The following is a 25,132-nucleotide window of genomic DNA, read 5'->3' as shown; positions in this document are numbered from 1 at the left end:
CCTCGGCTCCGCCGGGTTCCCGTCTGGCCGAAACCGGACAGTCTGTGGCCAAAAAGGGACGGTATTTTCCACCTAACTTGGCCGCAAAGAAAGTCAATGACGCAGGATTGGGCAGCAGAACCGCGAGAAACCGCCTTCCAAGCGAAATAGGTCACAAAAGTTTGACGGAAAGGGTTACCTAAGTAAGGCTTGCCTTGCTAATAAGCGCCCCAACGCAAACGGAAGGAAGCTGACGTGACATCACCCAGTGTCGAAGAGCGGATAGCTCAGGAGCCGGATTTTGGTTCCAAAGTGGAGCTGGCCCTCGCTGCCACCAACCAGCTGTTCAACGCACGGAATTCGCCCAGCTACGTGGCGCAGGTCCTTCAGGGAGTCAATGCCGTCTCCACGAAGGTTCAGCGGACCGCCCAGCCGTTCACCGGCGTCGGGCATGCAGAGCTCAAGGCGAAGGTCGGCGCTGTGGACCTCGAACGTCCGCTGCCAGACACTGCCGCCGCCCTGGAGGAGCTTGACGAGCTCTATCTCAAGGACTCCATCTACTTCCATGATTCCCGCTACGCGGCGCACCTGAATTGCCCGGTGGTCATCCCGGCTCTGGTCGGCGAGGCCGTGCTCTCCGCAGTGAACTCCTCCATGGACACTTGGGACCAGAGTGCCGGAGCCACCATGATCGAACGCCGGCTCATCGACTGGACAGCGGAGCGCATCGGCTTCACGGCAGAGGCTGACGGCGTCTTCACTTCGGGCGGCAGCCAGTCCAACTTCCAGGCGCTGCTGATCGCCCGCAACCATGCAGTGGCCAAACTCCGCGCAGGAAACCCGGAAGCCCGCCTGCCGCACCTGCTGGACCGGCTCCGCATTTTCACTTCCATGGACAGCCACTTCAGCATCCAGAAGTCCGCATCGATGCTGGGCCTTGGCTTCGACGCCGTGATTGCGGTCCCCACCGCCGAAGACCACCGCATGGACCCCACCGCGCTCGCGGCTGCTTTGGCTGAAGCGCACGACGCCGGACTGGTGCCGATGGCGGTTGTGGCCACCGCCGGGACCACGGACTTCGGTTCAGTGGATCCGCTGTCCGAGCTCGCGGCACTGGTCCGCGCCTACGATTCCTGGCTCCATGTGGATGCAGCCTACGGCGGAGGCCTGTTGGTATCGGGCCGGTACCGCCATCTGTTGGACGGCATCCACTTGGCCGACTCCGTAACCGTCGACTTCCACAAAACGTTCTTCCAGCCGGTCAGCTCCAGCGCGGTGCTGGTCCGGCAGGGTGCCATGCTGGGCCACGTCACCTACTACGCCGACTACCTGAACCCGGAAAGCGCAGCCAAGGCCGAGATCCCCAACCAGGTGGACAAGAGCATCCAGACCACCCGTCGCTTCGATGCCCTCAAACTGTGGCTCACTCTGCGCATCATGGGTGCCGATGCCATAGGCGCACTCTTCGACGAAGCGATCGACCTGACGGGCCGCGTGGGCTCGCTGCTTGCTGAGGACGCAGAGTTTGAGCTTGCCGCAGCGCCCCAGCTGAGCACCCTGGTGTTCCGCTACCGGCCTCTGGTTGACGGTTCAAAGCTCGACGCCGCCGCCGCAGATGCCCTCAACCCCGCCATCCGCTCCGCCATCTTCGCCTCCGGCGAGGCTGTGGTGGCCGGCACCAAAGTGGCCGGACGCCATTACCTCAAATTCACCCTCCTCAACGCCGAGGCCTCCCTGAGGGACATTCAGGAAATCATCGAACTTATCCGCAGGACCGGCGCCAGCCTCCTTGCAAACACTACGGAGGCCGCAGCATGAGCACCCCCAGCAACGGCAGGATCTACGACGTCGCGGGCATCGGCGTCGGGCCCTTCAATCTTGGGCTTGCCGCGCTGAGCGAGCCGCTGGAAAACCTGGATTGCGTGTTCCTTGACCGCCGCGAATCCTTCGACTGGCACCCCGGCATGATGCTTGAGCCGGCGCACTTGCAGGTTCCGTTCATGGCGGACCTCGTGACCCTGGCAGATCCGACGTCGCCCTTCTCGTTCCTGAACTTCCTGAAGCAGACCGGCCGCTTGTACCGCTTCTATATCCGCGAGAACTTCTACCCGCTGCGCGCCGAGTACAACCAGTACTGCCAGTGGGTGGCCGGCCAGCTGGAATCGGTCCGTTTTAGCACGGATGTGCTGGATGTAAGCTACGACGACGGCGTGTACCGGCTTTCGGTGCAGGGCCCGGATGGTGCTGAGGTGCTTCACGCCCGCAAGTTGGTCCTGGGCACCGGCACGTCTCCGTATGTTCCGGACTCCTGTGCAGGGATAGTCGAGGCCGGGGGACTGGTCCTCCACAACGCCGACTACCTGTCGAGGAAGAGTGAGCTGCAGTCCAAGCGCAGCATCACAATTGTGGGCAGCGGACAGAGCGCGGCCGAGCTCTACTACGAACTCCTTCAGGAGATCGACGTCTACGGTTACCAGCTCAACTGGGTCACCCGCTCCGGCCGCTTCTTCCCTCTGGAGTACACCAAACTCACGCTCGAGATGACGTCGCCGGAGTACGTCGACTACTTCCACTCGCTCCCGGGCGAGCAGCGCGATTCCCTGATCAAGAGCCAGAAGAACCTGTACAAGGGCATCAACTCGGACCTGATCGATGACATCTACGATCTCCTCTACACCAAGAGCCTCTCCGGCATGGTGGACACGCAGCTGCACACGCACTCGTCATTGACCGCTGCTGATTGGGACCCGGCCACGGGCAACCACACCCTGCAACTGCACCACGAGGAACACGGCCGTGATTACAGCCTGGAGTCCGAGGCCGTGGTCCTGGCTACCGGCTACAGCTACAAAGAGCCAGCCTTCCTGGCCGGCATCAATGACCGCATCCGCCGCGACGCCAAGGGCCGGTTCGACGTCGAACGCAACTACGGAACCGGCGTCGAACCCGGGGAAATCTTCGTCCAAAACGCGGAACTGCACACCCATGGCTTCGTCACACCGGACCTTGGTATGGCCGCGTACCGTAACTCCGTGATCCTGCGCGAAATCACGGGCCGCGAGATCTACCCGATCGAGCGCAGCGTTGCCTTCCAGCAGTTCGGTGCGCCCGCCGCCGTGGCAGTCGAAACCGCAGGAGCAGCAGTATGAGTTTCGCCTTCCGACCCGTAGACCCCGCGGCCGACGCACCCGTCCTCCACAGCTGGGTAAGCCAGGAGTACGCGCGCTTTTGGGGCATGGTTTCCTCCACAGAGCAGGACGTTGTGGAGGAATACTCGAAGATCGCCGCCTCTGGTCACCACCAAGCGTTCCTGGGGCTCGACGACGGCGTCCCCGCCTTCCTTATGGAGCGGTATCGCCCGGAATCATCGCCCCTGGTGGACGTCTACGAGGTCCAGGCGGGCGACGTCGGCATGCACCTCCTGGTGTCCCCACCCGGCGGCGATCCGCAGAAGGGGTACACCACCGCCGTCATGCAGGCCGTCATGACCGAACTGTTCGCTGACCCGGCAACCCGGCGGGTCGTCGTCGAGCCCGACGCCCGGAACCACAAGATCCATGTGCTCAACGAGAAAGTTGGCTTCCGCCCGCACAGCGTGGTGACCCTACCCGCCGTCGACCCTGCCGAAGACCACAAGAAGGCCCTCCTGAGCTTTTGCACCAGAGCAGATTTCCTGGCCACCCTGACCCCGATTCTGGCCGCGCCCGCCGCGGCGACCAGAGGAGAATCCCTGTGACCACAAGCATTGAAACACCCGTCCAAGAAGCGGCGGCACCCGTTGCCCACCTGACCCCCGAACGTTGGGCTGTTGCCAACCGGCACCTGGTGCGAAAGGCGATCGCCGAGTTCTCGCACGAGCGCATTCTGGTCCCGGAATTGGTGCGGGACGAGGGTGGCGTGGGCCTGTACAAGATCGTCAGCGACGACGACACCGTGGAGTACCGTTTCCGTGCCCGCGTGCTGCAACTTGAGCATTGGTCGGTGTCGGCAGGGTCCATCGCGCGCCTGCGGGACGGCAAGGAACTGCCTATAGATGCCTTGGATTTCATCGCAGAATTCCAGGAGGCCCTCGGCATCAAACAGGAGATGCTGCCCGTTTATCTCGAGGAAATCAGCAGCACCCTGGCCAGCCACGCCTACAAGCAGGGCAAGCCCTTCGGCTCGGCCGAATTGGTGGCAGGGGTGACCAAGGGGGAGGATCGGGCGGCCGACTTCCAAGCGATCGAGCACAGCATGACCGAAGGCCACCCATGTTTTGTAGCCAACAATGGCCGGCTTGGTTTTGGGATTGCGGATTATCACGCCTTTGCGCCGGAAACCGGGGCAGCGGTGAAGCTGCAGTGGATCGCAGTGCACCGCTCGAAAGCCGTCTTCACCTCCAGCGCAGGGCTCGATTACCGCACCCACTTTGAGGCCGAACTGGGCCCGGCAACTTTGGCGTGGTTCCACACTGAGCTCTCCGCTTCGGGCCTGGATCCCGAGGACTACCTCCTGATGCCGGTCCATCCCTGGCAGTGGGACAACAAGCTCACAGTGACGTTCGCGGCAGACATCGCACAGCGCCACATCGTCCATTTGGGTACAGGAGAGGACGATTACCAGGCGCAACAGTCCATTCGTACGTTCTTCAACACCACCTCCCCGGAGAAGGCCTACGTGAAGACGGCGATGTCGGTGCTGAACATGGGTTTCATGCGGGGACTCTCGCCCCAGTACATGAAAGCAACGCCGGCCATCAACGACTGGCTGCAGGAACTGATCGGAAATGACCAGGAGCTCCAGAACCGGGGCCTGGCCATGATCCGTGAAACTGCGGCCATCGGCTACCACAACCACTACTACGAGGCAGCGTCCGCGAAGGGCTCTCCGTACCGGAAGATGCTCTCTGCCTTGTGGAGGGAAAGTCCGCTGCCCTTGCTCAAGAACGGGCAACAGTTGGCCACCATGGCGTCGCTGCTGCACGTGGATCCTTCCGGCGTATCCATGGTTTCTTCCCTCATCGCGCGCTCCGGGCTGGAGCCCACCGAGTGGCTGCGCCGCTACTTCGAGGCCTACCTCGTTCCCCTGGTCCACTGCCTCTACGAGTACGAGCTCGCCTTCATGCCACATGGTGAGAACGTCATCCTGATCCTTGAGAACGGTGTTCCTGTACGGGCAATCATGAAGGACATCGCCGAGGAAATCGTCGTGATGGGGGACAGGCTTGAACTCCCGGAGGACGTCTCCCGGATCAAGGCTGAGATCCCGGCGGAAGAAATGGTCCTGGCCATCTTCACCGACGTGTTCGACTGCATTTTCCGATTCCTGTCAGCGATCCTCGTTGAGGACGGAACACTGCGCGAAGACGAGTTCTGGGAAACTGCCGCATCGGTGCTGCGGGAGTACCAACAGCGCCACCCGGAGCTTGCCCAGCAGTTCGCCATGCATGATCTGTTCGCTGCGGACTTCGAGTTGTCTTGCCTCAACCGCCTGCAACTGAGGAACAACCAGCAGATGCTGGACATCTCTGACCCGTCCGGCGGTCTGCAGATGGCGGGACGCCTGGCCAACCCCTTGGCCAAGTTCGCCTAGCAGCCCCGCCGAGATGGCATTTGATGACAATCCGGAGCTTAAACATTGTCACTAAATGCCACCTCGCGCGGGGAGGTTGGGGGTGCGGGGGGGTGCAGCGGGGAGGTGGGGGTGCTCGCTGGTTGGGAGGGCCGCTAGTCTAGGCGCATGACCACTCGAGCCAATGAACTTACAGCCCTGGTAACGGGAGCAACTGCCGGGCTCGGTGCCGAGTTCGCCCGTCAACTGGCCGAATCCGGGCACCACCTGGTCCTGGTGGCCCGCGACGGGCAGCGACTTAAGGACAAAGCCGAGGAACTTGAACGCGACTTCAGTATCTCGGCGGAGGTGCTGTCCGCGGACCTGACCACCGACGTCGGGGTTTCAGCGGTTGCCGACCGTCTCAGGGACGCAGGCCGACCCGTCGACGTGCTGGTCAACAACGCGGGCATCGGCCTCTTGAAGTCCTTCGAGAACAACGACCTGGACGAGGAACGCCGCCATTTGCGCCTCCACGTCCAGACGCCCATGGAGTTGTCCCACGCTGCGCTGGAAGTAATGCTGGCCCGCGGAAAGGGCCGGATCATCAACGTGGCCAGCGTGGCCGCGTTTGCAAACAGGGGCACGTACTCGGCGGCCAAGGCATGGCAGGTAACCTTCAGTCGCTGGGCCAACATTACGTACGCGAAGTCGGGGGTCCAGGTCACTGCCGTTTGCCCGGGCTTCACCCACACCGAGTTCCACGACCGCATGGGCATGGACAAGTCCGTGGCCCCCCGTTTCCTGTGGTTGACGGCCGAACGGGTTGTTCGCGAGGGTCTGGAGGACAACGCCAAGGGCAAGGGCGTGTCCATCCCCACCAAACGCTACAAAGTGGTCAGCTTCTTCGCGCGGGTCTTGCCGGCCAAGCTGACGTCGGGACCTCCGCGCCGACCCCTGGAGCCCTAACTCCCACACGCGAAGGCTTCAACAAGCCGCGTGAGTGGCTCGGGCGCCTGCCCCGCGGGCACGGCAGACACCAGCAGGGGTGCGTAGCGGATCTTGTTGCCGCTGCGGCCACCGAAGAAGCGCCGCAGCTGTGCAGGAACCGGTTGCCCACGCTGCGAGGGCTGGCGTTGGAGGAGCCTGAAAGATGCGAGCTCACCCTGGGCTTCGATCACACCCAGCACAGCCTCGATGCCCAGGCTACGGATCAGTTCGTCCTCCAGGTCGGCCCGGCAAACGTAGAAGCCGAGTTCGTCCAAGGGTCCCGAACCTACTCCGGCGCGGGCCAGCGCACGGGCAATACCGCGGGACTCGCCCTCGTCGCACAGCCCAAGGAGTCGATGGTTGGCACCGGCCGGACCATAGCGTTCCAGGAAACGGACGATGCTGGTGGCACCTCCCATGGGCACCACCGTTACCTGCTCGGCGTGCAGGTCATGGCCGCATTGACGGGCGAGCACCTCGACCGCCAGGCGGTCGCTTTCGCCTTCGACAAGGACAGTCGTCGCCTGCATTGAACCAGTATGGCCCAGGTGTCAGGGTTTCAGGCGCTCACCGGCGCCGCTGAACCACCACGGCCACCGCGATCCCCACCACGGCACCCACAAAGGTCTCGATGGCACGCTCCATCACCAGCACACCCGGATCCATCGGCGCGGCAAGCTGCGCGATCAGCAGGACCACCGGAGTGAAGAACACCATCGCCCATCCGTAGTGCCGGGCCATGAACAACTCCGTGGGGAACTGGCACAGCATCACCACGACCGCAAGGACCACGGCGCCGTGGCCCGGAAAGTACTGCAGCGGAGACAGCGGAGTGGGGAAAAGCACGACGGCGACCACCACCAACCCGAGGAACGTCCCCACGATGCGGTGGATACCGCGGTGGACCCGGCTTGGGAGGTCGGCCCCTGCGAGCGGGACAGCTGCCGCAGCCATGGCCCAGTGCGGATGTCCGCTTCCGCTGAGCACGCCAATGGCGCCAGCCAAACTCACCGCAAGGGAGTAGCGGGCTGCATGGACAAGGGCGGCTGTTCGCAGCGGTCCCCGGAGGGCTGGAAGATCCCTGCCGGCTCCAGTGACCCAGGTGCGGCGCCGGAACCAGCCGGCAAAGCCGACCACCATCGAAAAGGCGGCCGATGCCGCTCCGACGAGCACCGCCGTCGTGAACGGGACGCTGGTGGGGACCGAAGCGCAGGCGCCCAAGGCCAGAATGCCGAAGAACGGTCCGATCGGTTTCAGGCGGACGCGGTCCGAATACAGGGATCCGGCTCCCGCGAACAGCGTGGCTACCAGCACCAGCCACCACGAATGGATGTGGTTGACGGAGAGGAGCACGCCAATCGTCAGGCCGCCAACGAGGATCAACGCGGCCTGGGCCTGGTGTTTGAGCCGGAGTTGGTGGCTTTCAGTGCGGCCGTACATCCCCGTCAGGGCGCCAAAGACGGCATACAGCATGAGCTCGGGGCGGCCTACGAGAATCAGGAAGAGCCCCGGCACTGCAACGCTCAGGGCGACACGGACGGCGGACAATCGGTCATTGTTTGCCGGACCAAGCCGGTGGAGTTCGCGGGCATGCATTAGGAGTGCGGGCACGGGCGAACACCACCAATCGTTCAGGGTTTGTTTTCGAAGTTATCAGGGCAGTCAGCCGAGCCGCCATAAGCCCGGTCACAACCCGTAGTGAATCGAGGAGCCCGGAACAGGGCCAGTTCTGGGAAGATCGAGGTATGCCCGTCGTTTTTGTCTGCCGTACCCGTTCCAGCATGCCGCCACAGGAGTTGTTTGACCTGTCACGGAACATCGATGCCCATGTCGGTTCCATGACAAAGAGCCGCGAAAGGGCCATCGCCGGCACCACCACCGGCCTCATCTCGGAAGGTGAAACTGTCACTTGGCAGGCCTGGCACTTGGGCGTCCGGTTCCGCATGACCAGCCGCATCGTGCGGATGGAGGCGCCGTCGTCGTTCACTGATGAACAGGTGAAGGGTCCTTTCAAGTACCTCCGCCACACCCATGAGTTCCGGCCGGACGGCAGCGGCACGCTCATGGTGGACACCGTGGAATTCGCTGCTCCCTTTGGTCCGCTGGGCCGCCTCGTGGAGAAGCTGGTTCTGGGCCGCTATCTTCAGAACCTCATCGAGAAACGCAACGGGTTCCTGGTGGCCCAAGCGCCGCCGACGCTGGACCCCCGACCATGATCAGGCTCGCGCACGCTGACGACCTGGTGATCCTCCAGGAGATCGAACGTGCCGCGGGCCAGGCTTTCCGGACGCTGGGAATGGACACGGTGGCCGATGACGAGCCGCTGTCCATAGAGGAGCTGGGCAGCTACGCCGCCGCCGGACGTGCCTGGGTGTCCGTGGACGGGCTGGATTATCCGGTGGCGTATCTGCTGGCGGACGTCGTTGACGGTGAGGGCCACGTCGAACAGGTCAGCGTCCATCCGGACTACGCGCATCAAGGGCTCGGCCGGGAGTTGCTGCACGCCGCAAGGGTGTGGGCCCGCGGACACGGCATGCAGCGCCAGACCCTCAGCACCTTCCGGGACGTGCCATGGAACGCCCCGTACTACCGGCGCCTTGGGTTCGAAGTGCTCGACGCCGGCAGCTGGGGTCCGGAGCTGGCACGCCTTATGGAGCACGAGGCCGGGTTGGGGCTGACCCGTTGGCCGAGGGTGGCCATGTGGCGCCCGGCCGTTCCCCCGACGTAGCTACTTTGGCCGCGCTATTCAGCCACCAGTTCGACCTCGTAGCTGTCAGTGTTGAGCAGGTAGGCGGCGTAGTGGTCCGGTCCGCCGGCGTGCGGGTACTTCGACTCAAACATCTCATACCAACCCGCATCCGCTCCGAGCGCCCGGATCCTGTCCACGTCCTCGCGGGTGCCTGCATGAAACGCCACGTGGTTCACCCCGGGATCCGTCCGGCGATGGGCCGTGCCTGTTATGGCGTCGGTCTGCTCCACCACCACATACGTTCCATCGAGCTTCCAGCTGCACCCCGTGGGCCACTCCTGGAACGGTTCGTAGCCGAGCTGCCCCAGGAGCCAACCCCACTCTTCCCTGGCGCGCTCAAGGATGGGCACCCAGATCTCCAGGTGGTGGATGGATCCCCTGGGGCCACGGGTTTCGGCAGCTTCATCACGCATGCGCCGAGTCTACGAGGTCCGGGCGCGTTCCACATCCGCTGCGCTCGCGGGCTTACCTGCCGCGCGGAGTCCCGCGATGACGCCACCGACGTCGGCCGAGGTGCGGTTCTGGCTGAGTTTCGTCTTGGCTTCCACCCGGGTAATCACAAGTTCGACGCCGACAATCGCCCTCAGCTGCCCGGCGATGAACCGCTCGGGAGCTTCATCGACGGACCACGGCCGGTCCATGCCGGACTCGTGCTGATCCGAAAGGCGACGGACGTGCCTGCCCAGCCAGTCGGCGTCGTCGTGGATAACAAGCTCTCCGTAGACGTGCGCTGTGGAGTAGTTCCACGTTGGCACCACCCGGCCGTGTTCTGCCTTGGAGGCGTACCACGACGGCGAAATGTAGGCGTCCTCCCCTTGAACGATCATCAGTGCCTCACCTGAAACGGGGGAGGACCACTGGGTATTGTTGCGGGCCATGTGTGCCTGAAGGGCGCCGTGCTCACCCACCGATGGTTCGTAGACGAACGGCAGGAGGGTGGCGAGCAACCCGCCATGGGACATGGTGACCAGGTTGGCGGCGCCGCTGCGGGTGAGAAGAGCCGTGAGGGCTTGGTCAGAGGCGGCGAAATGCGCTGGGGTGTACATTGCTTTCTTCCTTCAGGTTTCGCTTCAGGATTTCGACGGCGGGTTGAGCCGGACGCGGACTGCGGCGCCTGCGCAGAGGATCACCGCCAGTCCGCCCACCACAGTGGTCCAGGTCATCGACTCACCCAGCAGGAGGGCGGCCCAGGTGATGGTCATGACCGGCTGGACCAGTTGTATCTGGCTGACCTGCGCCATGGGTCCGATCGCGAGTCCGTGGTACCAGGCGAAGAAGCCCAGGAACATGCTCACCGCTCCGAGGTAGGCGAAGGACAACCACTGGACGGGGGATGCCTGGGGCAGTCCGGAAGCAAGCGCTGCCAGCGTCAGGACAATCATTACGGGTGAGGCGACGATCAAGGCCCAGGAGATTGTCTGCCAGGCGCCCAGCTCGCGGGCAAGCAGGCCACCCTCCGCGTAGCCGATGGCTGCTGCGAGTACGGCTCCGAGCAGCAGGAGATCGGCCCAGTGGAGCGAACCGAAACCGCCTGATTGGACCAGTGCGAAGACCAACGCGGCCGCAACGCCCACGGCGGTGAGAATCCAGAACAAGGGCCGTGGGCGTTCCCTGCCACGGATCACCGCTATCGTCGCGGTTGCCGCAGGCAGTAGCGCAATCACGACGGCGCCATGGCTGGCGGAAGTGTTGGTCAGGGCGAAGGTGGTCAGCAAAGGGAATCCTGCAACGATTCCGCCAGCCACGACAGCCAGCCGGAACCATTGAATGCCCCGGGGAAAGCGCTGACGGGTCAACCCCAAGGCCATGGCCGCGAGCACGGCAGCCACCACTGCCCGACCCGCTCCAATCAGGAGGGGTGACATCCCCTCCACGGCCACGCGCGTGAGCGGGACAGTGAAGGAGAAGGCAACGACGCCGAGGAGGCCCCACCAGACGCCGCTGGAAGTACGGGCGGATACCACTGGCTGAGAAAGTAGAGTAGCGCTACTATTGTGACTCATGAATAACGATAGCAGTTCCCGGATCGTCCTGCGACTAAAAGAATGGATCGCGGGCGCTGCTCCGGGAGTAAAGCTGCCATCCACCCGGCAACTCGTGGCCGAATACCAGGCCAGTCCTGTCACGGTCCAAAAGGCGCTGCGGACTTTGACCGCGCAGGGGCTCGTTGAGAGCCGACCAGGCGTGGGGACCTTTGTTCGCGCCTACCGGACCGCACGGCCCTCCGACTACGGCTGGCAGACGGCTGCCCTGCGCTCAGCACACACGGCGAAGCCACTGAACTCCGCCGCCATGCGGAGTGCCTCCAATGACGTCATTGCCTTCCACTCCGGTTATCCCGACCGCGAGCTCCTCCCGGAAAGGCTGGTCCGCGCAGCGTTGACCCGGGCAGCACGGGGTGACGCGGCCTTATCGCGGCCGCCGGCGCAGGGCATTCCGGAACTGCAATCCTGGTTCGCGCACGAGCTCAGTACCTCGACGCCGGTGGGTGTCACCCCGCCCCAGCCGAGCGACGTCGTCGTACTTCCCGGGAGCCAAAGCGGACTCAGCTCGATCTTCCGCGGCTTGGTGGGGCACGGCCAGCCGTTGCTGGTGGAGTCGCCAAGCTACTGGGGTGCGCTGCTGGCCGCGGGGCAGGCCGGTGTGAACGTGATCCCGGTTCCCAGCGGCCCTGAGGGCCCGGATCCGGACGAACTGGACAGGGCATTCGAGGAATCGGGAGCCCGGTTGTTCTACGCACAGCCCAACTTCGCGAATCCCACGGGCGCACAATGGTCCGCGGAGCGCGGTGAGGAAGTGCTGCGGATCGTCCAGCGGCACGGCGCCTTTCTTGTGGAGGACGACTGGGCGCACGATTTCGGCATCACCTCACCATCGGTTCCGCTTGCCGCCAAGGACGACTCGGGGCACGTGGTCTATATCCGCTCCCTGACCAAGAGCGTCTCGCCCTCCATCCGCATCGCCGCGATCATCGCGCGCGGTCCTGCGCGTGAACGGATAATGGGTGCCCAGGCGGCGGAGTCGATGTACGTCAGCGGCCTGCTGCAGGCGGCCGCGCTCGACGTCGTGACGCAGCCCGGCTGGCAAACGCACCTCCGCGGACTCAGCCACCAGTTGCAGTCACGGCGCGACCTGCTGGTGACGAGCCTTAGGGAGTACGTCCCGCAGGCGCACCTCAGTCACCTGCCCAAGGGCGGCCTCAACCTGTGGCTCCGGATGCCGGACGGGTTCGACGTCGACCGGCTCACCAAGGATTGCGAGGCTGCCGGAGTGCTGATCGCAGCCGGAACCGAGTGGTTTCCCGCGGAACCGGAGGGGCCGTACATCAGGCTCAACTACGCCGGGCCGAACCCGGGCCGTTTTCCGGAGGGGGCGCGGATTATCGGGAAGGCTGTCGCGGCCCAACTGGGGTCTTAACGCCCGTAGCCACCAGCACCAAGGAGAGCGCCTTGGGGCTGGTGGCTACAGTGGGCGGCGGACTGCCGCGAACTATCCGTGTCGCTTGGGTAAGCGTCGCTGCGCAGAAGTTGCAGGCAAACGGTTCCTACGCGGGGGTCATGTCCTTCTTGCCCGAGCCGAACACGGCGTCATCGATGGGCTGGCCGTCGAACGGCATCTCTTCCAGGTTGATGAGCGGGTTGGTGTCCTGCGTCTCCACAAGTTCGCGGGCTTCGGCCTGTGTGTCCACGCTGGGCATGGAGCCGGGCAGGGGACGCTGGGCCGATTCACGCAGGAAGTAGATGGCGATGGCACCAACGATGGACGTTGCCATCAGGTAGTACGCGGGCATCATGTCGTTGCCCGTAGCCTCGATCAGGCCCTGGACGATGAACGGGGTGGTTCCGCCGAAGATCGCCACTGAGAAGTTGTAGGCGATGCCCATTCCGCCGTAGCGGCTGGACGTCGGGAACAGCGCAGGCAGTGCCGACGCGAGGTTCGCAACGTAGAACGTCACCGGGAACGCCACCAGGGCCAGGCCGGCCAGCGTGGACCAGATGTCACCGATGCCGATCAGCATGAAGGCGGGGACTGCGAACAGGACAGTGCTGCCCGCGCCGATCCACAGGACCGGACGACGACCGATACGGTCCGAGAGTCGGCCCGTGAGCGGGATGCACACGGCCATGATCACCAGGACCGGGATGGTCAGCAGGGTGCCGTGCACGGGGTCGTAACCCTTGGAGTCCGTGAGGTACGTCGGCATGTAGGAGGTCAGTGCGTAACCGACCGTGTTGGCAGCGGCGGCAAGGATCATTGCCAGCACGATCTGGCGCCAGTACGCCTTGATGATGCCGACAGGACCCTTGGCAACAGCGGCATCGTGGGATGCCGCGTCCTTGGCGGTTGCTTCCTGGGCGTCCAGGGCGGCCTGGAATTGGGGGGATTCCTCGATCTTGCTACGGAAGTACACAGCGATCAGGCCCAGCGGACCAGCGATCAGGAACGGAAGCCTCCAGCCCCATTCCTCCATGGCAGCCTGTCCAAGGGTGAGCTGCAGGATCGATACCAGGGCGGCACCCAGGGCGAAGCCGATGTAGCTGCCCATATCAAGGAAGCTCGCGAAGTAGCCACGGCGCTTGTCCGGCGCGTACTCGCTCACGAAGGTTGTGGCACCGGCGTACTCGCCACCGGTGGAGAAGCCCTGGACGAGCTTCAGGATCACCAGCAATGCGGCGGCCCAGATGCCGATCTGCGCATAGCCGGGAAGAAGGCCGACGGCGAACGTACTTGCCGCCATCAGCATCAGTGTTGCGGCGAGCACCTTCTGGCGGCCCACCTTGTCGCCGAGCCAACCGAAGACGACGCCGCCGAGGGGGCGTGCGATGAAGGTTGCGGCGAAAGTGCCCAGAAGGAAGAGTGTCTGGACGGACTTGTCAGCCTCGGGCAGGAAGACCGGACCCATGGTGGTGATGAGGTAGCCGAAGACGCCGACGTCGTACCATTCCATGGTGTTGCCGACGATGGTTCCGCCGAGTGCTTTGCGCAGCATGGGCTTGTCCACCACGTTGACGTCCGATTCTTTCAACCGGCGCTTCGGGCGGAGCTTTGCCTTCTTTGCTGCGTTCTTTATTGCGTTGGTGGCGGCCGGGGTGTGGCCTGCCGATGCTGTGTTTCCGGCGGCGTTCCTTGCGCCATCCGGAGAGACGGTGTTGCTTTGGTCTGTGGGCATTTGGGCTTCTCCTAGGGAGGTCATTTGCTTGCGACTTCTGCTGCCCCGCTCTGGGCAGGGTTTCAATTTTACGCGGTTTCGGCCCGAAACCCGAGTTGAGATCCGATTTTTGGCCCTCTCAGGGGTGCAAATTGCCTAGCTGTGTTGCATCTCATTACCGGCTTTTGCCCTGCAAGGACGCGGATGTCGGGCGGTTTTTGCCCCGCGAAGCGCGTTGTTACCAAATTGTTTAGCTATGCCCACTTAACGGGACTGAATCGGGCACTGTTAAGTGACGAATCATCCCTGGCCGGGAGCGGCCCCCACCACCAGTGTGGCATCGAGATCCGCGTCCGTCACCACCTCCGGAGTCAACCCGGCCTGCGCGAGGAGCCCCGCCGTGGTGCCGGCCTGCTGCCGGGAGGTCTCGATCAGAAGCAGCCCGCCCGGGGACAACCACACAGGCGCGCCCAGCGCAACGCGACGCTGGACGTCCAAGCCGTCAGGGCCGCCGTCGAGCGCTGCCGCGGGTTCATGGACCCGCGCTTCGGGCGGCATCATGCTGATGGAACGGGTGGGGACGTACGGGGCATTGACCAGGAGCACGTCAACGCGTCCCAGCAGCCGGCGGGGGAGCGGCTCGAAGAGATCGCCCAGGTAGGCAGCGCCGCCACGAGGCCCCAGGTTCCGTTGCGCGCATGCCACGGCGGCTGGGTCGATGTCGGCCGCGTGCAGTTCGCAAGCGCCCAGAAGATCGTAAAGTGCGGCACCTATGGCGCCGGAGCCGCAGCAGAGATCGACGACGACGGCGCCGGGTTTGGTGGTTAACGCTGCCTGTCGCACCAGGAACTCCGTGCGACGCCGCGGCACGAAGACGCCCGGGCCAACGGCCATACGGGTCCCGCAGAAATCCACCCAACCGAGGATGTGCTCGAGCGGAAGGCCGCCAACCCGCAGGTCCACCATGTGGCTTAGTTCGTCCGGATGGTGGGCGGCCTCGATCAGGAGCCGGGCCTCGTCCTCGGCGAAAACACAGCCGGCATCGCGAAGGGCGGCGACGATCGACTTGCTCCGGCTCACGAGAGCCATGCTAATCGGGGGGTTCACAAATGTGCAGGATGATGGTTAGGGTATGACGCATGGGAACACTGATTTTTGAGTAGACCGGCCCGTGCTCTTCGAAGTGAGCATGCAGCTGCGTTTCAGATGACAAAAATCCATGCCTGTTGAGGCTTGCCTCCACGCCGTTCCCGTTGTCGACGCCTTTTCTTGAACCAAACGCCACGGGATACGTGTCTCTTCAGGACTCACACACTTTAGGAGTCCATATGACTGCCAACCCTTCAAACGACAACAAGCAGCCCGCATCCGGCGGCATCAAGTCAAAGCTGACCGACGCCCAAAGGGCAATGCTTGCCAGCAAATCCGGCGGCGGCGCTCCGGCCGGCTGGCAGAGCACCGGCAAGGGGCACAAGCCCACATCGGCCAGCGGCAAGATGGCCAAGACAGAGAAGAAGGTCCGCTGGTAACTCCGGCGGACAAGCCCATAGGAAAACACGCGCACTGGAAAGGAAGAACCATGACTGCGAATCACAACGCTGAGGGCATCGATCCTGAGGTTGCAAGCCACTTGGTGGAGTCCATGGACATGGCACCGATGCCCGAGCCAACAGGCGTTGCCCTGGCGCTGGGAGCTGACCAGGGCAATCAATGGCCGGACGGCAACGGCAAACGCCGGCACCCGAAGGACCGCGACCAAGCCCATGGCCGTATGGGCCAAGGAGCGGCGGTAACGGCGATCCACAGGACCAGCCGTCCGCAGATGCCGCACTCGTCCTGACCCCTCACCCGCACCCAACCGACCACCCCGCCAGCCCAACTGGGTAACAGCACTTGTTCCATTGGACGCCCAGTGGAACGTTTGCTGTTACCTAGTTGGGCTGGCTGACGTCGGAAGGGGACTTGTCCGGGCGCCACCCACGCCACACCGGATGGCGCAGCCTGCCAGGACCTGTCCAATTGCCGAAAGTCACCTCGGCCACCAGCTCCGGTTTGACCCAACGCGCACCGGCGGCGTCCTCCCTCGGAATGTCCTTGAAAGGTGAATCGTCCACCGCCAACGGTTCCAGCCGCTCCATGATCTCCCGCAGCTGCCAGTCCTTGAACCCCGTGCCCACCCTGCCTACATAGTGCAAGGCGTCGCCGTCCGGGATGCCCAGGAGCAACGCACCGAAAGTCCCGCTCCGGGCCCCGGCTCCCGGACGCCAACCGCCCACCACCACTTCCTGGCTTTGCTCCAGCTTGAGCTTGATCCACGACCCGCTGCGACGCCCCACCGTGTAACGGCTGTCGGCCTTCTTGGCCATAACCCCCTCCAGGCCCAGATCGGCAGCGCTGGCCATGAGGTCCTCGACGTCGTGGTCCAGCACGGCGGAAACGTGAAGCGGGCAGCCCGCGGGCAAACGCTCCGCAAACGCCTCCAGCTTCTTGCGCCGCTCGAGCAGAGGCAGCCCGCTCAAGTCCGTTCCGGCGTCGTACAGCAGATCGAAGAGCATCAGCTGTACCGGAACCGAGGCCCGTGCCCGCTCGATGTCCGCAGCCTTGACCAGGTTCATGCGCAGTTGCAGCCGGCCAAAGTCCGGCCGGGACCCCTTGCCCAGGGCGACGATTTCGCCGTCGGCCACAAAATCGCCATCGGGCCAGCAGGCACGGTCGGTGAGCTCGGGGTAGGTGGCTGTGAGGTCGTTCCCGTTGCGGCTCATCAGCCGGATCCGCCCCTCGGTTCCGGTGATGATGGCCCGGATGCCATCCCATTTGAGTTCATAGAGCCAGTTGCCGCCGCGGAGATCGGCAGTTGTTCCGGACGTAGCGAGCATGGGTGCGTAGTCCCGCAAGGGTGGCGGCTCAGGCTCACGCGGCTTGGCAGCAGGCTTGGCAGCAGGCGTTGCTTTGACGTTCCGTTTGCCGCCCGGCTGCTCCTTCATCAGGTGGATCAGCCATCGGTCACCCGTATTGATCAGGGCCAGCCGCTTGGTCCCGCCGAGGCCACCGCCGGGCTCGCCCGTGAGCGTGGCGATGACTTCCTTGTCATCGCGCCATTTCTCGCACGTGAACTCGCCGCGGTCCCAAATGGTCATGGTTCCGGCCCCGTACTCGCCCTTGGGAATTACTCCCGCGAAGGTCGCATACTCCATCGGGTGGTCCTCCGTATGGACGGCCAGGTTGTTCCGGTCCGGCGTTTCCGGGACTCCGCGCGGCAGCGCCCAGGAAGCCAGGACCCCGTTGTGTTCCAGCCGCAGGTCCAGGTGATACCGACGCGCGTGGTGCTCCTGGATCACGAAGATGCCACCGGGCGGTGCCGGGTCGCCGGGTTTGGGCTGCCCGGCTGACGTTGCGCTGGACACCGCTGTGGAAGCAGCCGACGACGACGGAAACGGCTCCGGGGTTTTGTCCGGATCGCGCATCCCGACGTACTTGGCGAGACGGTTCTCCACCGTCACCACACGCTCCCTGGCCCCGACCGAGCTGCGGGGAGTACCGCCGTCGTCCGTCCCGTCCTCGGTGTGGGGTGGCAGGTGCCGTTCCGAAATAGGCGCAAAGCAATCCTCGCCCGAACTGACCCGCTCCATAACCTCCCTGTAGTCAAGGTGCTCCAGCGAAGGGTCCTCGAGCTCCTCCCACGTGCGTGGTGCGGCGACCGTTGGAAACGCGCGGCCGCGGAGGGAGTAGGGCACGATAGTGGTTTTGTTGCCGCTGTTCTGGCTCCAGTCCACCAGCACCTTGCCCTTGCGCAGGGACTTCTTCATGTCGCTGACCACGAGGTCGGGGTGGTCGGTTTCCAGGGCCCGCGCGAGCTCGTGGGCGAATGCGGACACCTGCTCGGACTTCAAGGTGCCGTCCAAACCGGTGTACAGGTGGATGCCTTTGCTCCCGCTGGTGACGGGAACGGGATCCATGCCCATGTCCTGCAGGATGGAGCGTGCCAGCATGGCAACTTCCACGCACTCCGGCAGGCCCGCGCCGGGGCCTGGGTCGAGGTCGAGGACGAAGCGGTCTGGCCTCAACGGCGTCCCGGACGCGTCCACCTGCCACTGCGGAACGTGGATCTCCAGGGAAGCGATCTGGGCCATCCAGGTGAGCGTGGCCAGGTTGTTCACCATGGGATAAACGTTGGTGTGGTCCGAATGCTGGATGGCGGCCCGCGGAATCCACCGGGGTGCGGAATCCTCGAGATTCTTTTGGAAGAAGACCTGCCCCGGGTGTTCCGCAGTGCCCACGCCGTTCACCCAGCGCTTGCGCGTCACCGGCCTGTTGGCCGCGGCCGGGATGAGGAAAGGGGCCACGGTGGCGTAGTACTCAAGCACCTCAGCCTTGGTGGTGCCGGTCTCCGGGTAGATGATTTTGCCCAGATTGGTCAGGGTGAGTTCGTGGCCTTCCACGTTGACGCGCTCCTGCTGCTTGCCTGCCACCTCTTCTCCTCCGCTGTGTTGTGCTGTTGACTGGGTGTATGAGGGCTATATGGAAGGGATCTATCGCGTTCGGTCTGGTCAACGTACCAGTGAAGCTCTACAGTGCCACGGAGGATCACGATATTGGCCTGCACCAAGTCCACAATAAGGACGGCGGACGCATCAGGTACCAGCGCAAATGCGAAATTTGCGGCGAAGTAGTTGCCTACGAGGATATTGACAAGGCCTACGAGGAAGAAGGCCGCACCGTGGTCCTCACGGCCGCGGAATTGAAGTCCCTGCCGGAGGAAAACAGCCGCGAAATCGAAGTGGTGGAGTTCATTCCCGCCGAGCAGCTGGACCCGATCATGTACGAGCGCAGCTACTTCCTGGAGCCGGATTCCAAGTCGCCCAAGGCCTACATGCTGCTGCGGCAAACACTGGAGGACACGGACAGGATCGCGATCGTCCAGTACGCGCTGCGGCAGAAAACGCGGCTCGGTGCCTTGAGGGTGAGAGGTGACGTGCTGCTGCTGCAGGCGCTCCTTTGGGGTGATGAGGTGCGTGAAGCCAAATTCCCGTCCCTGGAAACGGACATCAAGATCTCGGACAAGGAATTGGAAATGTCCTCGGCCCTGGTGGAATCCATGGCCCATGATTTCGACCCCGACGAATACACCGACGACTACCAGGCCCAGCTGAAAACGCTCATAGAGGCAAAGCTGGAAAAGGGCGAGGCCCTGGATACCGAGGCCACCTTCGGCAATGTCGAAGGCGAAGGCGAGGGCGGCGACGTCATCGACCTGATGGAGGCACTGAAGCGAAGCCTGGACAAGAAACGCGGCAAGGAAAAAGCGTCCGACGACGACGCTGCCGCCAGCAAAGCCGACAGCAAGCCAAAGGCGCGGGCCAAGAAAAAGGCGTGAACCGCCGTCGGGCGCCTTGAGGGGCGCCCGACGGTCGGTCCAGCGTCAGCCCTTCACAGAACCGGCGGTCAGTCCCTGGACAATGAACTTGCTGGCAAAAGCGAAGATCACCAGCGTCGGTACCACCGTCAACACCGCGGCAGCGGACATGGAACCCCAATCGATGTTGAAGCTGGAGATGAAGCCGGCCAACGCCGTCGGGATGGTTTTGTTGCTGTCGCTGTTCATCAGGGTCACCGACAGGAACAGTTCGTTCCAGCAGTTCACGAAGTTGAACACAAAGCTCGCCGCGATACCGGGCAGCATCACGGGAACAATGACCCTGAAGAGCGCGCCCATCCTGGAACAGCCATCGATCATTGCGGCCTCTTCCAAAGCGTCGGGGACGTTCTCGAAGAAGCCGCGCAGCATGATGGTGCAGAACGGGATGCAGATGGCGATGTAGATCAGGATCAAGCCTGTCTTGGAATCCACCAAGCCGAAGTCGGTCATCATCAGGTACAGCGGTCCCAGGGCGATGAACCCCGGGATCATCTGCGTAATGAGGAACGCGCCCAGAACGGCACCTCGCCCGGAGAACTGGAACCGGGCCAGGACATACGCGGAGAGCAGTGAGATGAGCGTCGCCACCGACGCCGCAACCAGCGCCACCACCAGGCTGTTGAGCATGTACTGGCCGAAGTCGGACTTGGTGAAAAGCCCGACGTAGTTATCGAACGACAACTGCCGCGGCCAGTAATCCAGGGGCAGCGAGTAGATGGCCCCCGGCTCCTTGAGGGACGTCACCACGATCCAGTACAGCGGAAAGACAGTGACGATCAGGCAAAGGCCAAGGAAAACCACCTTCGAAATGCGGCCCGCGAGTGTCGGAGTGTTGATCATCGGTCTGCCTTTCGAAAGCGGACGGCCATGAGGTAGAAGGCTGCGAAAAGCATGAGGGTGACCATGACGATCAATCCCAGGGCGGACGCCTTGCCGTAGTCGCCTTCCTGGGTAATTTTGATCATGTAGGTGGTGATGATGTGCGTTTGGTCGGCCGGACCGCCACCGGTCATCGCGAAGATGATGTCCGGGAAGTTGAAGATCCAAATCACCCGCAACAGGATGGTCAACGCCAGCGTGGTGGAGATGCTCGGCAGCGTGATGCTGAAGAACGTCCGAACCTTGCCTGCACCATCCAAAGCGGCGGCCTCGTACATCTCGTCCGACACCGACTGCAGGGCGGCGAGGATCATGATGGCGAAGAACGTCACGCCGTACCAGATGTTGGCGATGATGATCGCGGTCATCGCGAAGCCGGGATCTGACAGCCACGGAATGGGCGAGCTGATGAGCCCGGCCTTCATCAGGAGGTCGTTGACTACGCCAAACTCCGCGTTGAACATCCACCGGAACAGCATGCCGATGAGGAAACCGGACACGGCCCAGGGGAAGAAGATCATGGCCTGGTACGCCCCGCGCATCCGGAAGCGCCGCTTCAGGAACAACGCCACCGCGAACCCGATCACCACTTGCGGGACCAGCGATCCCACAACCCACACCATGGTATTGCGGACGATCGTTCCGAACTCGGGAGCATCGAACAGGCTCTGGAAGTTCCCGAAGCCAATCCACGAGGTATCGGAAAGATCATTCAGGTTCCAGTTCCGGAACGCCATCTGGCTGCCGGCGATCATGGGGTAGTACGTGAAGATCCCCACGAACACCGCGGCCGGAGCAAGGAAGGCCAGCAAGGTCATTGCTGTCCGGCCGTTGAAGCGTCTTTTGGACGAGCTGCCCCTGCCCGGCTCCGGCCGCGCGGCTTTCCGCCCCGAAGGGGGCGGTGCGGCCTGCTTGACGTCGAGAGTCACCGGAGGTTACCCCTTCATCTTTTCGGTCCAGTACGTATCCCAGCTGGACAGCAGTTCGTTCGTGGACATCTGGCCCGTGAGGACCCGCTGAAGTTCGCCGTCGGACTTCTTGATCCATTCGGTCCACCAGGAGACGCTGCGCGGCTGGATTGCCGAAACGTACGTATCCGGGTTCTCCGTCATCTTCACGTAGGCAGCCCAAGGGCCCGTGCTGTAGAAGGTGTCCTGGGCTGCGGACTTCTGGGTGGGTACAAGACTGTTGTCCTTGCTGAACGTGGTGGCAGCGTCACCCTGTGCCAAGTACTTGATGAGCTTGACGGCCTGGGGCTTGGACTTTGAAGACTCAGCGATGCCCCAGCCGGCCGAGGCCACGGGCTGGATGGCCTTGCCGCCCGGCCCCACCAGGAGCGGGGCGACATTCCACTGATCCTGCTTGATGGCTTGGGACTCCTTGACGGTGGCGATCACTTCGGGGTCCTGCAGCAGGAAGGCCGTGGAGCCGTTGCTGAAGCCCTGCACCATCTCGGGGTAGCCCCATGCTACGGACGACGGCGGGGAGCCCTTCTTGAACAGGTCGATGTAGAGATCCATGGCCTGCTGGGCCTTGGGCGAGGAGAAGATCGTCTTGCCATTGGTCAGCTTGAAGGCGTTCTCCCGGTCGATCTCGTCCGCCACGTACGCCTCGATAATGGCTACGGCGTTGGAGTTGGCGTTGGTCCCTCCGCGGAAGGCGTATCCAAACTTGTTTTCGGAGGGCTTGTTAAGGGCTTCGGCCTGCTTCGCCATCTCCTCCCAGCTGCTCGGAGGACCATCGAAGCCGGCCTGCTTGACCAGATCCGTGCGGTAGAAGAGGGAAAGGCCGTAGAAACCGTAAGGGATGTAGTAGGTCTTGCCGTTCTGCTTGGAGTACGTGACGGCGTTCTCGGTCAGGTTGTTCCATCCGTCCCAGCCATCAAGGTCCTTGGTCATATCGTAGAGCCAGTTGTTGGCGCCGAAAGAGCCCACCGTGATGTCGCGGGCCTCCACGACATCGATGCCCTTGCCGGACTGGAGCATTTGCTGGATTTTCTGGTCCGCTTGATCCGTAGGCGGCGAGATCAGGTCCACCTTGATGTCGGGGTTTGCCTGCTCAAAGCCTGAAATGAGTTTCTTCAGGGTCTCCGTGCGGGTGGGGTTGGTGAGGCTTTCCACCATCTTCAAGGTGACCTTGCCATCGGCCGCCTGCTGCTGGCCGCCTCCACACCCGGCAAGTGCAAGAACTGCCGCCAGGCCTGCTGCCGCAGACGCCATAATTCTCGATTTCACGTGGGTCCTCCGTTGATTGGTTGAGTGTTTGCACCGGCTGAGCGGGTGCGGGTGGGGTCTAGAGGGAGCGGGCGAGCCGGACAAGTTCCGGAACCGCCTTCTCCGCGAAGATTTCGTAGTCCTTCGGGGAGTTGTACAAGTGGGCGGAAAGCCGCAGGTATCCCTGCCCGTTGAAAGTGGTGATGGCTGTTTCGATGTCCAGGTGCTCCGATATGTAGCCGCGGACTGCGTGGGAATCCTCGTGGGTGGTGGCCAGCCCGTCCGGCAGGCGGATCAGGCGCAATGGCCCTACAGGCATGCCGACGTCGACCGTCGGGTTCTGGCCTGTTGCATTGGTGAAGGCCTCGCCGATCAGTGACTGGCCGTAGTCGCAGAGTTCCTTGGCGTAGGTCCGGAAGGTGTCCCAACCGTATCGCTCTTCGATGGTGTCAAAAGCTGTTCCGGCTGCCATCCAGGAGGTCACATCCTGGGTACCGACGTGGTCGAAGTTTTCCGGAAAGGTATAAGGGAAGCCCCAGGAGTCGATCAGTGGTTCCAACGAATCTGCGTGTGTTCCCCGCGCCACCAGGGCTGCCGTTCCGCGCGGCGCACAGGCAAACTTGTGGAGATTGCCGACCCAAAAACCTTCAATGTCGGGAACCGGAAACTCCAGTACGCCCGGAGCGTGGGCTGCGTCCACCAGTACGGGAACTCCCAGGAGGGAAGCCTCGCGGGCAATGTCTTCAACAGGGAAGGCGCGGGCCGTTGCGGAGGTGATCTGGTCCACCACGATCAGGGCCGTCCGGGGAGTCACTTCGGCCATTACCAAGGCACAAACTGTCTCTGCGTCCGCATCGAGGGGGATTTCCGCGATCCGGACGCGGCCACCGGCTCTGCGGGCTACGCGTTCTGCCCCTTGCAGTACCGCCCCGTACGCATGGTTGGTGGTCACGATCTCCGCGCCGGGAGCAAAATCCAGCGAGTTGTACACCGTGCTCACTCCGGCGCTGGCGTTGTGGACCAGGGCAAGGTGCTGGGGATCCACACCGAGGAAAGCTGCGACTTCCCTTCGCGCCGCGGCCACCAGATCGTACTGGCTCATGAACCACGGGCAGGGGTTCAGGTCCATCTGTTCCTTGAGTCCTAACTGTTGCGCCTGGGCGGCCCGGGGAACGGAGCCATAGGAGCCGTGGTTGAGGTGGACCTTGGACGGGGTGAGGCTCCAGTCAGCCATGGCGGGTTGGCCCTCGGGGGTCAACATCGGGCGGGGGACTGTGAGGGGTGCTGGGATCACGGCGTCCTTCGTCGGGAGAAATAGGGCAACGCTCTGTAAGTTACATCACAGATACTGCCGAGACAACGGACAATCCAAAATAGTCATAAGATGACTTTGGCGTTTCACGTCCCCTCATCTGCTTATCGGGCCTCTGTATGCGCAAGAGATACGATGTCTTGGTACGAAGGCATGACAATGCTGCCACTCCGCCGCCCGTGCAGTTCGGTGCGGTAGCGTGATACCGGGATCTGAAGGAGGGGACGTATTGGGTGCTGTTGAAACCGCTATGCAGGGCCTGAGGAACAAGATTGCCTCAGGTGAACTTGCCGCTGGCCAGAAGTGTCCTCCTGAAGCCGAGTTGTCCGCCCAGTTGGGTGTTTCAAGGAGCTCCTTGAGGGAAGCAGTGCGAGCCATGTCCGCACTGGGAGTCATGGAGTCCAGACATGGTTCGGGAACCTATATCTCGTCCCTGGAGCCAACGGTGATCCTTCAGAACTTTGCGCTGTTGGTGGATTTGCTGCCACTGGACGGCTTGCTGGAACTCTTCGAAATCCGCAGGCTCATGGAATCCCACGCCGCGGCTGCCGCGGCAGCCAACGCTACGCCTGAAGTGCTGGCGAAGCTGACGGCCCTCGTGGAAGGCATGGAGGCCACTGACAGCCCGAGTGAGTACTCCGAGCTGGATTCACAGTTTCACGAGGAGATCTGCAGGGCGAGCGGGAACTCCACGCTCAACGCCCTGGTCAGGCTTTTTCGCTCCCGGGGCGGCCACTTTCACATTTTCGACGGCGAGGACGGTGCGGCCGTGCGCGAGGACAGCACTACCGGCCACAGCGCAATCGTGGCTGCGATCGCGCGGCGGGATCCGACCATGGCGGCGACAGCTACTGCCGCCCATATCGCCCAGACGGAGATCTGGCTCAGGAAGCTAAGGCCGGAGCCCCGGCTTTAA

24 protein-coding genes are annotated in these 25,132 nt (G+C 63.3%); 12 read left to right on the top strand and 12 right to left on the bottom strand.

Features of this window, described 5'->3' with window-relative positions; genetic code table 11:
• Positions 1-234: 234 nt before the first annotated feature.
• The 5 genes from ACFUOZ_RS10440 (at position 235) to ACFUOZ_RS10420 (ending at position 6,477) form a co-directional block, all read left to right on the top strand.
• Positions 235-1,797 (top strand): pyridoxal phosphate-dependent decarboxylase family protein, encoded by a 1,563-nt coding sequence (locus tag ACFUOZ_RS10440; RefSeq protein ID WP_377547627.1) that lies wholly within the window; start codon positions 235-237, stop codon positions 1,795-1,797.
• Positions 1,794-3,128: a lysine N(6)-hydroxylase/L-ornithine N(5)-oxygenase family protein gene (locus tag ACFUOZ_RS10435; RefSeq protein WP_377547625.1), complete on the top strand. Its 1,335-nt coding sequence runs from the start codon at positions 1,794-1,796 to the stop codon at positions 3,126-3,128. Before ACFUOZ_RS10440 ends, ACFUOZ_RS10435 begins: the two co-directional genes overlap by 4 nt.
• Positions 3,125-3,715, top strand: a complete 591-nt coding sequence (locus tag ACFUOZ_RS10430; RefSeq protein WP_377547623.1) for a GNAT family N-acetyltransferase — start codon at positions 3,125-3,127, stop codon at positions 3,713-3,715. The genes ACFUOZ_RS10435 and ACFUOZ_RS10430 overlap by 4 nt, the downstream gene beginning before the upstream one ends.
• Positions 3,712-5,550 carry an IucA/IucC family protein gene (locus ACFUOZ_RS10425; RefSeq protein WP_377547621.1) on the top strand — a complete coding sequence of 613 codons (1,839 nt, stop codon included), beginning with the start codon at positions 3,712-3,714 and terminating at the stop codon, positions 5,548-5,550. The genes ACFUOZ_RS10430 and ACFUOZ_RS10425 overlap by 4 nt, the downstream gene beginning before the upstream one ends.
• Positions 5,551-5,697: 147 nt before the next feature.
• A complete protein-coding gene (locus ACFUOZ_RS10420) occupies positions 5,698-6,477 on the top strand; it encodes an SDR family NAD(P)-dependent oxidoreductase (RefSeq protein ID WP_377547619.1) in 780 nt (259 codons plus the stop codon).
• On the opposite strand, the gene ACFUOZ_RS10415 is transcribed toward ACFUOZ_RS10420, so the two are convergent.
• Positions 6,474-7,028 (bottom strand): TOPRIM nucleotidyl transferase/hydrolase domain-containing protein, encoded by a 555-nt coding sequence (locus ACFUOZ_RS10415; RefSeq protein ID WP_377547617.1) that lies wholly within the window; start codon positions 7,026-7,028, stop codon positions 6,474-6,476. The genes ACFUOZ_RS10420 and ACFUOZ_RS10415 overlap by 4 nt on opposite strands.
• 37 nt (positions 7,029-7,065) lie before the next feature.
• Entirely contained in the window at positions 7,066-8,094 is a 1,029-nt protein-coding gene (locus tag ACFUOZ_RS10410; RefSeq protein ID WP_377547830.1) for an FUSC family protein, read from the bottom strand.
• 149 nt (positions 8,095-8,243) lie between these two features.
• Between ACFUOZ_RS10410 and ACFUOZ_RS10405 the strand changes: the two genes are divergently transcribed.
• Positions 8,244-8,714: an SRPBCC family protein gene (locus ACFUOZ_RS10405; protein WP_377547615.1), complete on the top strand. Its 471-nt coding sequence runs from the start codon at positions 8,244-8,246 to the stop codon at positions 8,712-8,714.
• Positions 8,711-9,226: a GNAT family N-acetyltransferase gene (locus ACFUOZ_RS10400; protein WP_377547613.1), complete on the top strand. Its 516-nt coding sequence runs from the start codon at positions 8,711-8,713 to the stop codon at positions 9,224-9,226. Before ACFUOZ_RS10405 ends, ACFUOZ_RS10400 begins: the two co-directional genes overlap by 4 nt.
• A 14-nt stretch (positions 9,227-9,240) precedes the next feature.
• On the opposite strand, the gene ACFUOZ_RS10395 is transcribed toward ACFUOZ_RS10400, so the two are convergent.
• Genes ACFUOZ_RS10395 through ACFUOZ_RS10385 form a run of 3 tightly spaced genes read right to left on the bottom strand, consistent with a single transcriptional unit; the run spans position 9,241 to position 11,250 of the window.
• Positions 9,241-9,660 carry a VOC family protein gene (locus tag ACFUOZ_RS10395; protein WP_377547611.1) on the bottom strand — a complete coding sequence of 140 codons (420 nt, stop codon included), beginning with the start codon at positions 9,658-9,660 and terminating at the stop codon, positions 9,241-9,243.
• Positions 9,661-9,669: 9 nt separating this feature from the next.
• Complete coding sequence (locus tag ACFUOZ_RS10390; RefSeq protein ID WP_377547609.1) at positions 9,670-10,293, bottom strand: FMN-binding negative transcriptional regulator; 624 nt, start codon at positions 10,291-10,293, stop codon at positions 9,670-9,672.
• Between the two features lie 24 nt (positions 10,294-10,317).
• Positions 10,318-11,250, bottom strand: coding sequence for a DMT family transporter (locus ACFUOZ_RS10385; RefSeq protein ID WP_377547607.1), 933 nt, complete (start codon positions 11,248-11,250; stop codon positions 10,318-10,320).
• Here ACFUOZ_RS10385 and ACFUOZ_RS10380 point away from each other — a divergent pair.
• Entirely contained in the window at positions 11,249-12,664 is a 1,416-nt protein-coding gene (locus ACFUOZ_RS10380) for a PLP-dependent aminotransferase family protein (protein ID WP_377547605.1), read from the top strand. The two genes, ACFUOZ_RS10385 and ACFUOZ_RS10380, sit on opposite strands and share 2 nt — an antisense overlap.
• A 127-nt stretch (positions 12,665-12,791) precedes the next feature.
• Here the strand turns inward: ACFUOZ_RS10380 and ACFUOZ_RS10375 are convergent, their stop codons facing one another.
• Positions 12,792-14,417 (bottom strand): MFS transporter, encoded by a 1,626-nt coding sequence (locus tag ACFUOZ_RS10375; protein ID WP_377547603.1) that lies wholly within the window; start codon positions 14,415-14,417, stop codon positions 12,792-12,794.
• A 279-nt stretch (positions 14,418-14,696) separates the two neighbouring features.
• Complete coding sequence (locus tag ACFUOZ_RS10370) at positions 14,697-15,485, bottom strand: putative protein N(5)-glutamine methyltransferase (protein ID WP_377547601.1); 789 nt, start codon at positions 15,483-15,485, stop codon at positions 14,697-14,699.
• Between the two features lie 239 nt (positions 15,486-15,724).
• On the opposite strand from ACFUOZ_RS10370, the gene ACFUOZ_RS10365 reads away from it, so the two are divergent.
• Both ACFUOZ_RS10365 and ACFUOZ_RS10360 read left to right on the top strand, forming a co-directional pair.
• A complete protein-coding gene (locus tag ACFUOZ_RS10365) occupies positions 15,725-15,925 on the top strand; it encodes a hypothetical protein (RefSeq protein ID WP_377547599.1) in 201 nt (66 codons plus the stop codon).
• A gap of 50 nt (positions 15,926-15,975) precedes the next feature.
• On the top strand, positions 15,976-16,236 hold the full coding sequence (locus ACFUOZ_RS10360; RefSeq protein WP_377547597.1) for a hypothetical protein: 261 nt from the start codon (positions 15,976-15,978) through the stop codon (positions 16,234-16,236).
• Between the two features lie 91 nt (positions 16,237-16,327).
• Here ACFUOZ_RS10360 and ACFUOZ_RS10355 read toward each other — a convergent pair whose 3' ends face one another.
• Positions 16,328-18,865: an ATP-dependent DNA ligase gene (locus ACFUOZ_RS10355; protein WP_377547595.1), complete on the bottom strand. Its 2,538-nt coding sequence runs from the start codon at positions 18,863-18,865 to the stop codon at positions 16,328-16,330.
• Positions 18,866-18,903: 38 nt separating this feature from the next.
• Between ACFUOZ_RS10355 and ACFUOZ_RS10350 the strand changes: the two genes are divergently transcribed.
• Positions 18,904-19,770: a Ku protein gene (locus tag ACFUOZ_RS10350; RefSeq protein WP_377547593.1), complete on the top strand. Its 867-nt coding sequence runs from the start codon at positions 18,904-18,906 to the stop codon at positions 19,768-19,770.
• 45 nt (positions 19,771-19,815) lie between these two features.
• Here the strand turns inward: ACFUOZ_RS10350 and ACFUOZ_RS10345 are convergent, their stop codons facing one another.
• The 4 genes from ACFUOZ_RS10345 to ACFUOZ_RS10330 are packed head-to-tail and all read right to left on the bottom strand — an operon-like array spanning position 19,816 to position 24,165.
• Entirely contained in the window at positions 19,816-20,652 is an 837-nt protein-coding gene (locus ACFUOZ_RS10345) for a carbohydrate ABC transporter permease (RefSeq protein ID WP_377547591.1), read from the bottom strand.
• Positions 20,649-21,620, bottom strand: a complete 972-nt coding sequence (locus ACFUOZ_RS10340; protein ID WP_377547589.1) for a carbohydrate ABC transporter permease — start codon at positions 21,618-21,620, stop codon at positions 20,649-20,651. The genes ACFUOZ_RS10345 and ACFUOZ_RS10340 overlap by 4 nt, the downstream gene beginning before the upstream one ends.
• A gap of 6 nt (positions 21,621-21,626) precedes the next feature.
• A complete protein-coding gene (locus ACFUOZ_RS10335; protein ID WP_377547587.1) occupies positions 21,627-22,925 on the bottom strand; it encodes an ABC transporter substrate-binding protein in 1,299 nt (432 codons plus the stop codon).
• A 58-nt stretch (positions 22,926-22,983) separates the two neighbouring features.
• Positions 22,984-24,165: an aminotransferase class V-fold PLP-dependent enzyme gene (locus ACFUOZ_RS10330; RefSeq protein ID WP_377547585.1), complete on the bottom strand. Its 1,182-nt coding sequence runs from the start codon at positions 24,163-24,165 to the stop codon at positions 22,984-22,986.
• A gap of 280 nt (positions 24,166-24,445) precedes the next feature.
• Here ACFUOZ_RS10330 and ACFUOZ_RS10325 point away from each other — a divergent pair, with 280 nt between their 5' ends.
• On the top strand, positions 24,446-25,132 hold the full coding sequence (locus ACFUOZ_RS10325) for a FadR/GntR family transcriptional regulator (protein ID WP_377547583.1): 687 nt from the start codon (positions 24,446-24,448) through the stop codon (positions 25,130-25,132).

The organism is Paenarthrobacter sp. NPDC057355 (genome assembly GCF_042667405.1).
Taxonomy (GTDB): domain Bacteria; phylum Actinomycetota; class Actinomycetes; order Actinomycetales; family Micrococcaceae; genus Arthrobacter.
This window is presented reverse-complemented; position numbering and strand designations above follow the sequence as displayed.

Excerpts from the sequence above, each read along its gene's own strand:
- ACFUOZ_RS10435 (WP_377547625.1), top strand. The coding sequence starts at position 1,794 with ATGAGCACCCCCAGCAACGGCAGGATCTACGACGTCGCGGGCATCGGC.
- ACFUOZ_RS10430 (WP_377547623.1), top strand. The coding sequence starts at position 3,125 with ATGAGTTTCGCCTTCCGACCCGTAGACCCCGCGGCCGACGCACCCGTC.
- ACFUOZ_RS10420 (WP_377547619.1), top strand. The coding sequence starts at position 5,698 with ATGACCACTCGAGCCAATGAACTTACAGCCCTGGTAACGGGAGCAACT.
- ACFUOZ_RS10415 (WP_377547617.1), bottom strand. The coding sequence starts at position 7,028 with ATGCAGGCGACGACTGTCCTTGTCGAAGGCGAAAGCGACCGCCTGGCG.
- ACFUOZ_RS10410 (WP_377547830.1), bottom strand. The coding sequence starts at position 8,094 with ATGCATGCCCGCGAACTCCACCGGCTTGGTCCGGCAAACAATGACCGA.
- ACFUOZ_RS10405 (WP_377547615.1), top strand. The coding sequence starts at position 8,244 with ATGCCCGTCGTTTTTGTCTGCCGTACCCGTTCCAGCATGCCGCCACAG.
- ACFUOZ_RS10400 (WP_377547613.1), top strand. The coding sequence starts at position 8,711 with ATGATCAGGCTCGCGCACGCTGACGACCTGGTGATCCTCCAGGAGATC.
- ACFUOZ_RS10395 (WP_377547611.1), bottom strand. The coding sequence starts at position 9,660 with ATGCGTGATGAAGCTGCCGAAACCCGTGGCCCCAGGGGATCCATCCAC.
- ACFUOZ_RS10390 (WP_377547609.1), bottom strand. The coding sequence starts at position 10,293 with ATGTACACCCCAGCGCATTTCGCCGCCTCTGACCAAGCCCTCACGGCT.
- ACFUOZ_RS10380 (WP_377547605.1), top strand. The coding sequence starts at position 11,249 with ATGAATAACGATAGCAGTTCCCGGATCGTCCTGCGACTAAAAGAATGG.
- ACFUOZ_RS10385 (WP_377547607.1), bottom strand. The coding sequence starts at position 11,250 with ATGAGTCACAATAGTAGCGCTACTCTACTTTCTCAGCCAGTGGTATCC.
- ACFUOZ_RS10375 (WP_377547603.1), bottom strand. The coding sequence starts at position 14,417 with ATGCCCACAGACCAAAGCAACACCGTCTCTCCGGATGGCGCAAGGAAC.
- ACFUOZ_RS10370 (WP_377547601.1), bottom strand. The coding sequence starts at position 15,485 with ATGGCTCTCGTGAGCCGGAGCAAGTCGATCGTCGCCGCCCTTCGCGAT.
- ACFUOZ_RS10365 (WP_377547599.1), top strand. The coding sequence starts at position 15,725 with ATGACTGCCAACCCTTCAAACGACAACAAGCAGCCCGCATCCGGCGGC.
- ACFUOZ_RS10360 (WP_377547597.1), top strand. The coding sequence starts at position 15,976 with ATGACTGCGAATCACAACGCTGAGGGCATCGATCCTGAGGTTGCAAGC.
- ACFUOZ_RS10350 (WP_377547593.1), top strand. The coding sequence starts at position 18,904 with ATGAGGGCTATATGGAAGGGATCTATCGCGTTCGGTCTGGTCAACGTA.
- ACFUOZ_RS10345 (WP_377547591.1), bottom strand. The coding sequence starts at position 20,652 with ATGATCAACACTCCGACACTCGCGGGCCGCATTTCGAAGGTGGTTTTC.
- ACFUOZ_RS10330 (WP_377547585.1), bottom strand. The coding sequence starts at position 24,165 with ATGTTGACCCCCGAGGGCCAACCCGCCATGGCTGACTGGAGCCTCACC.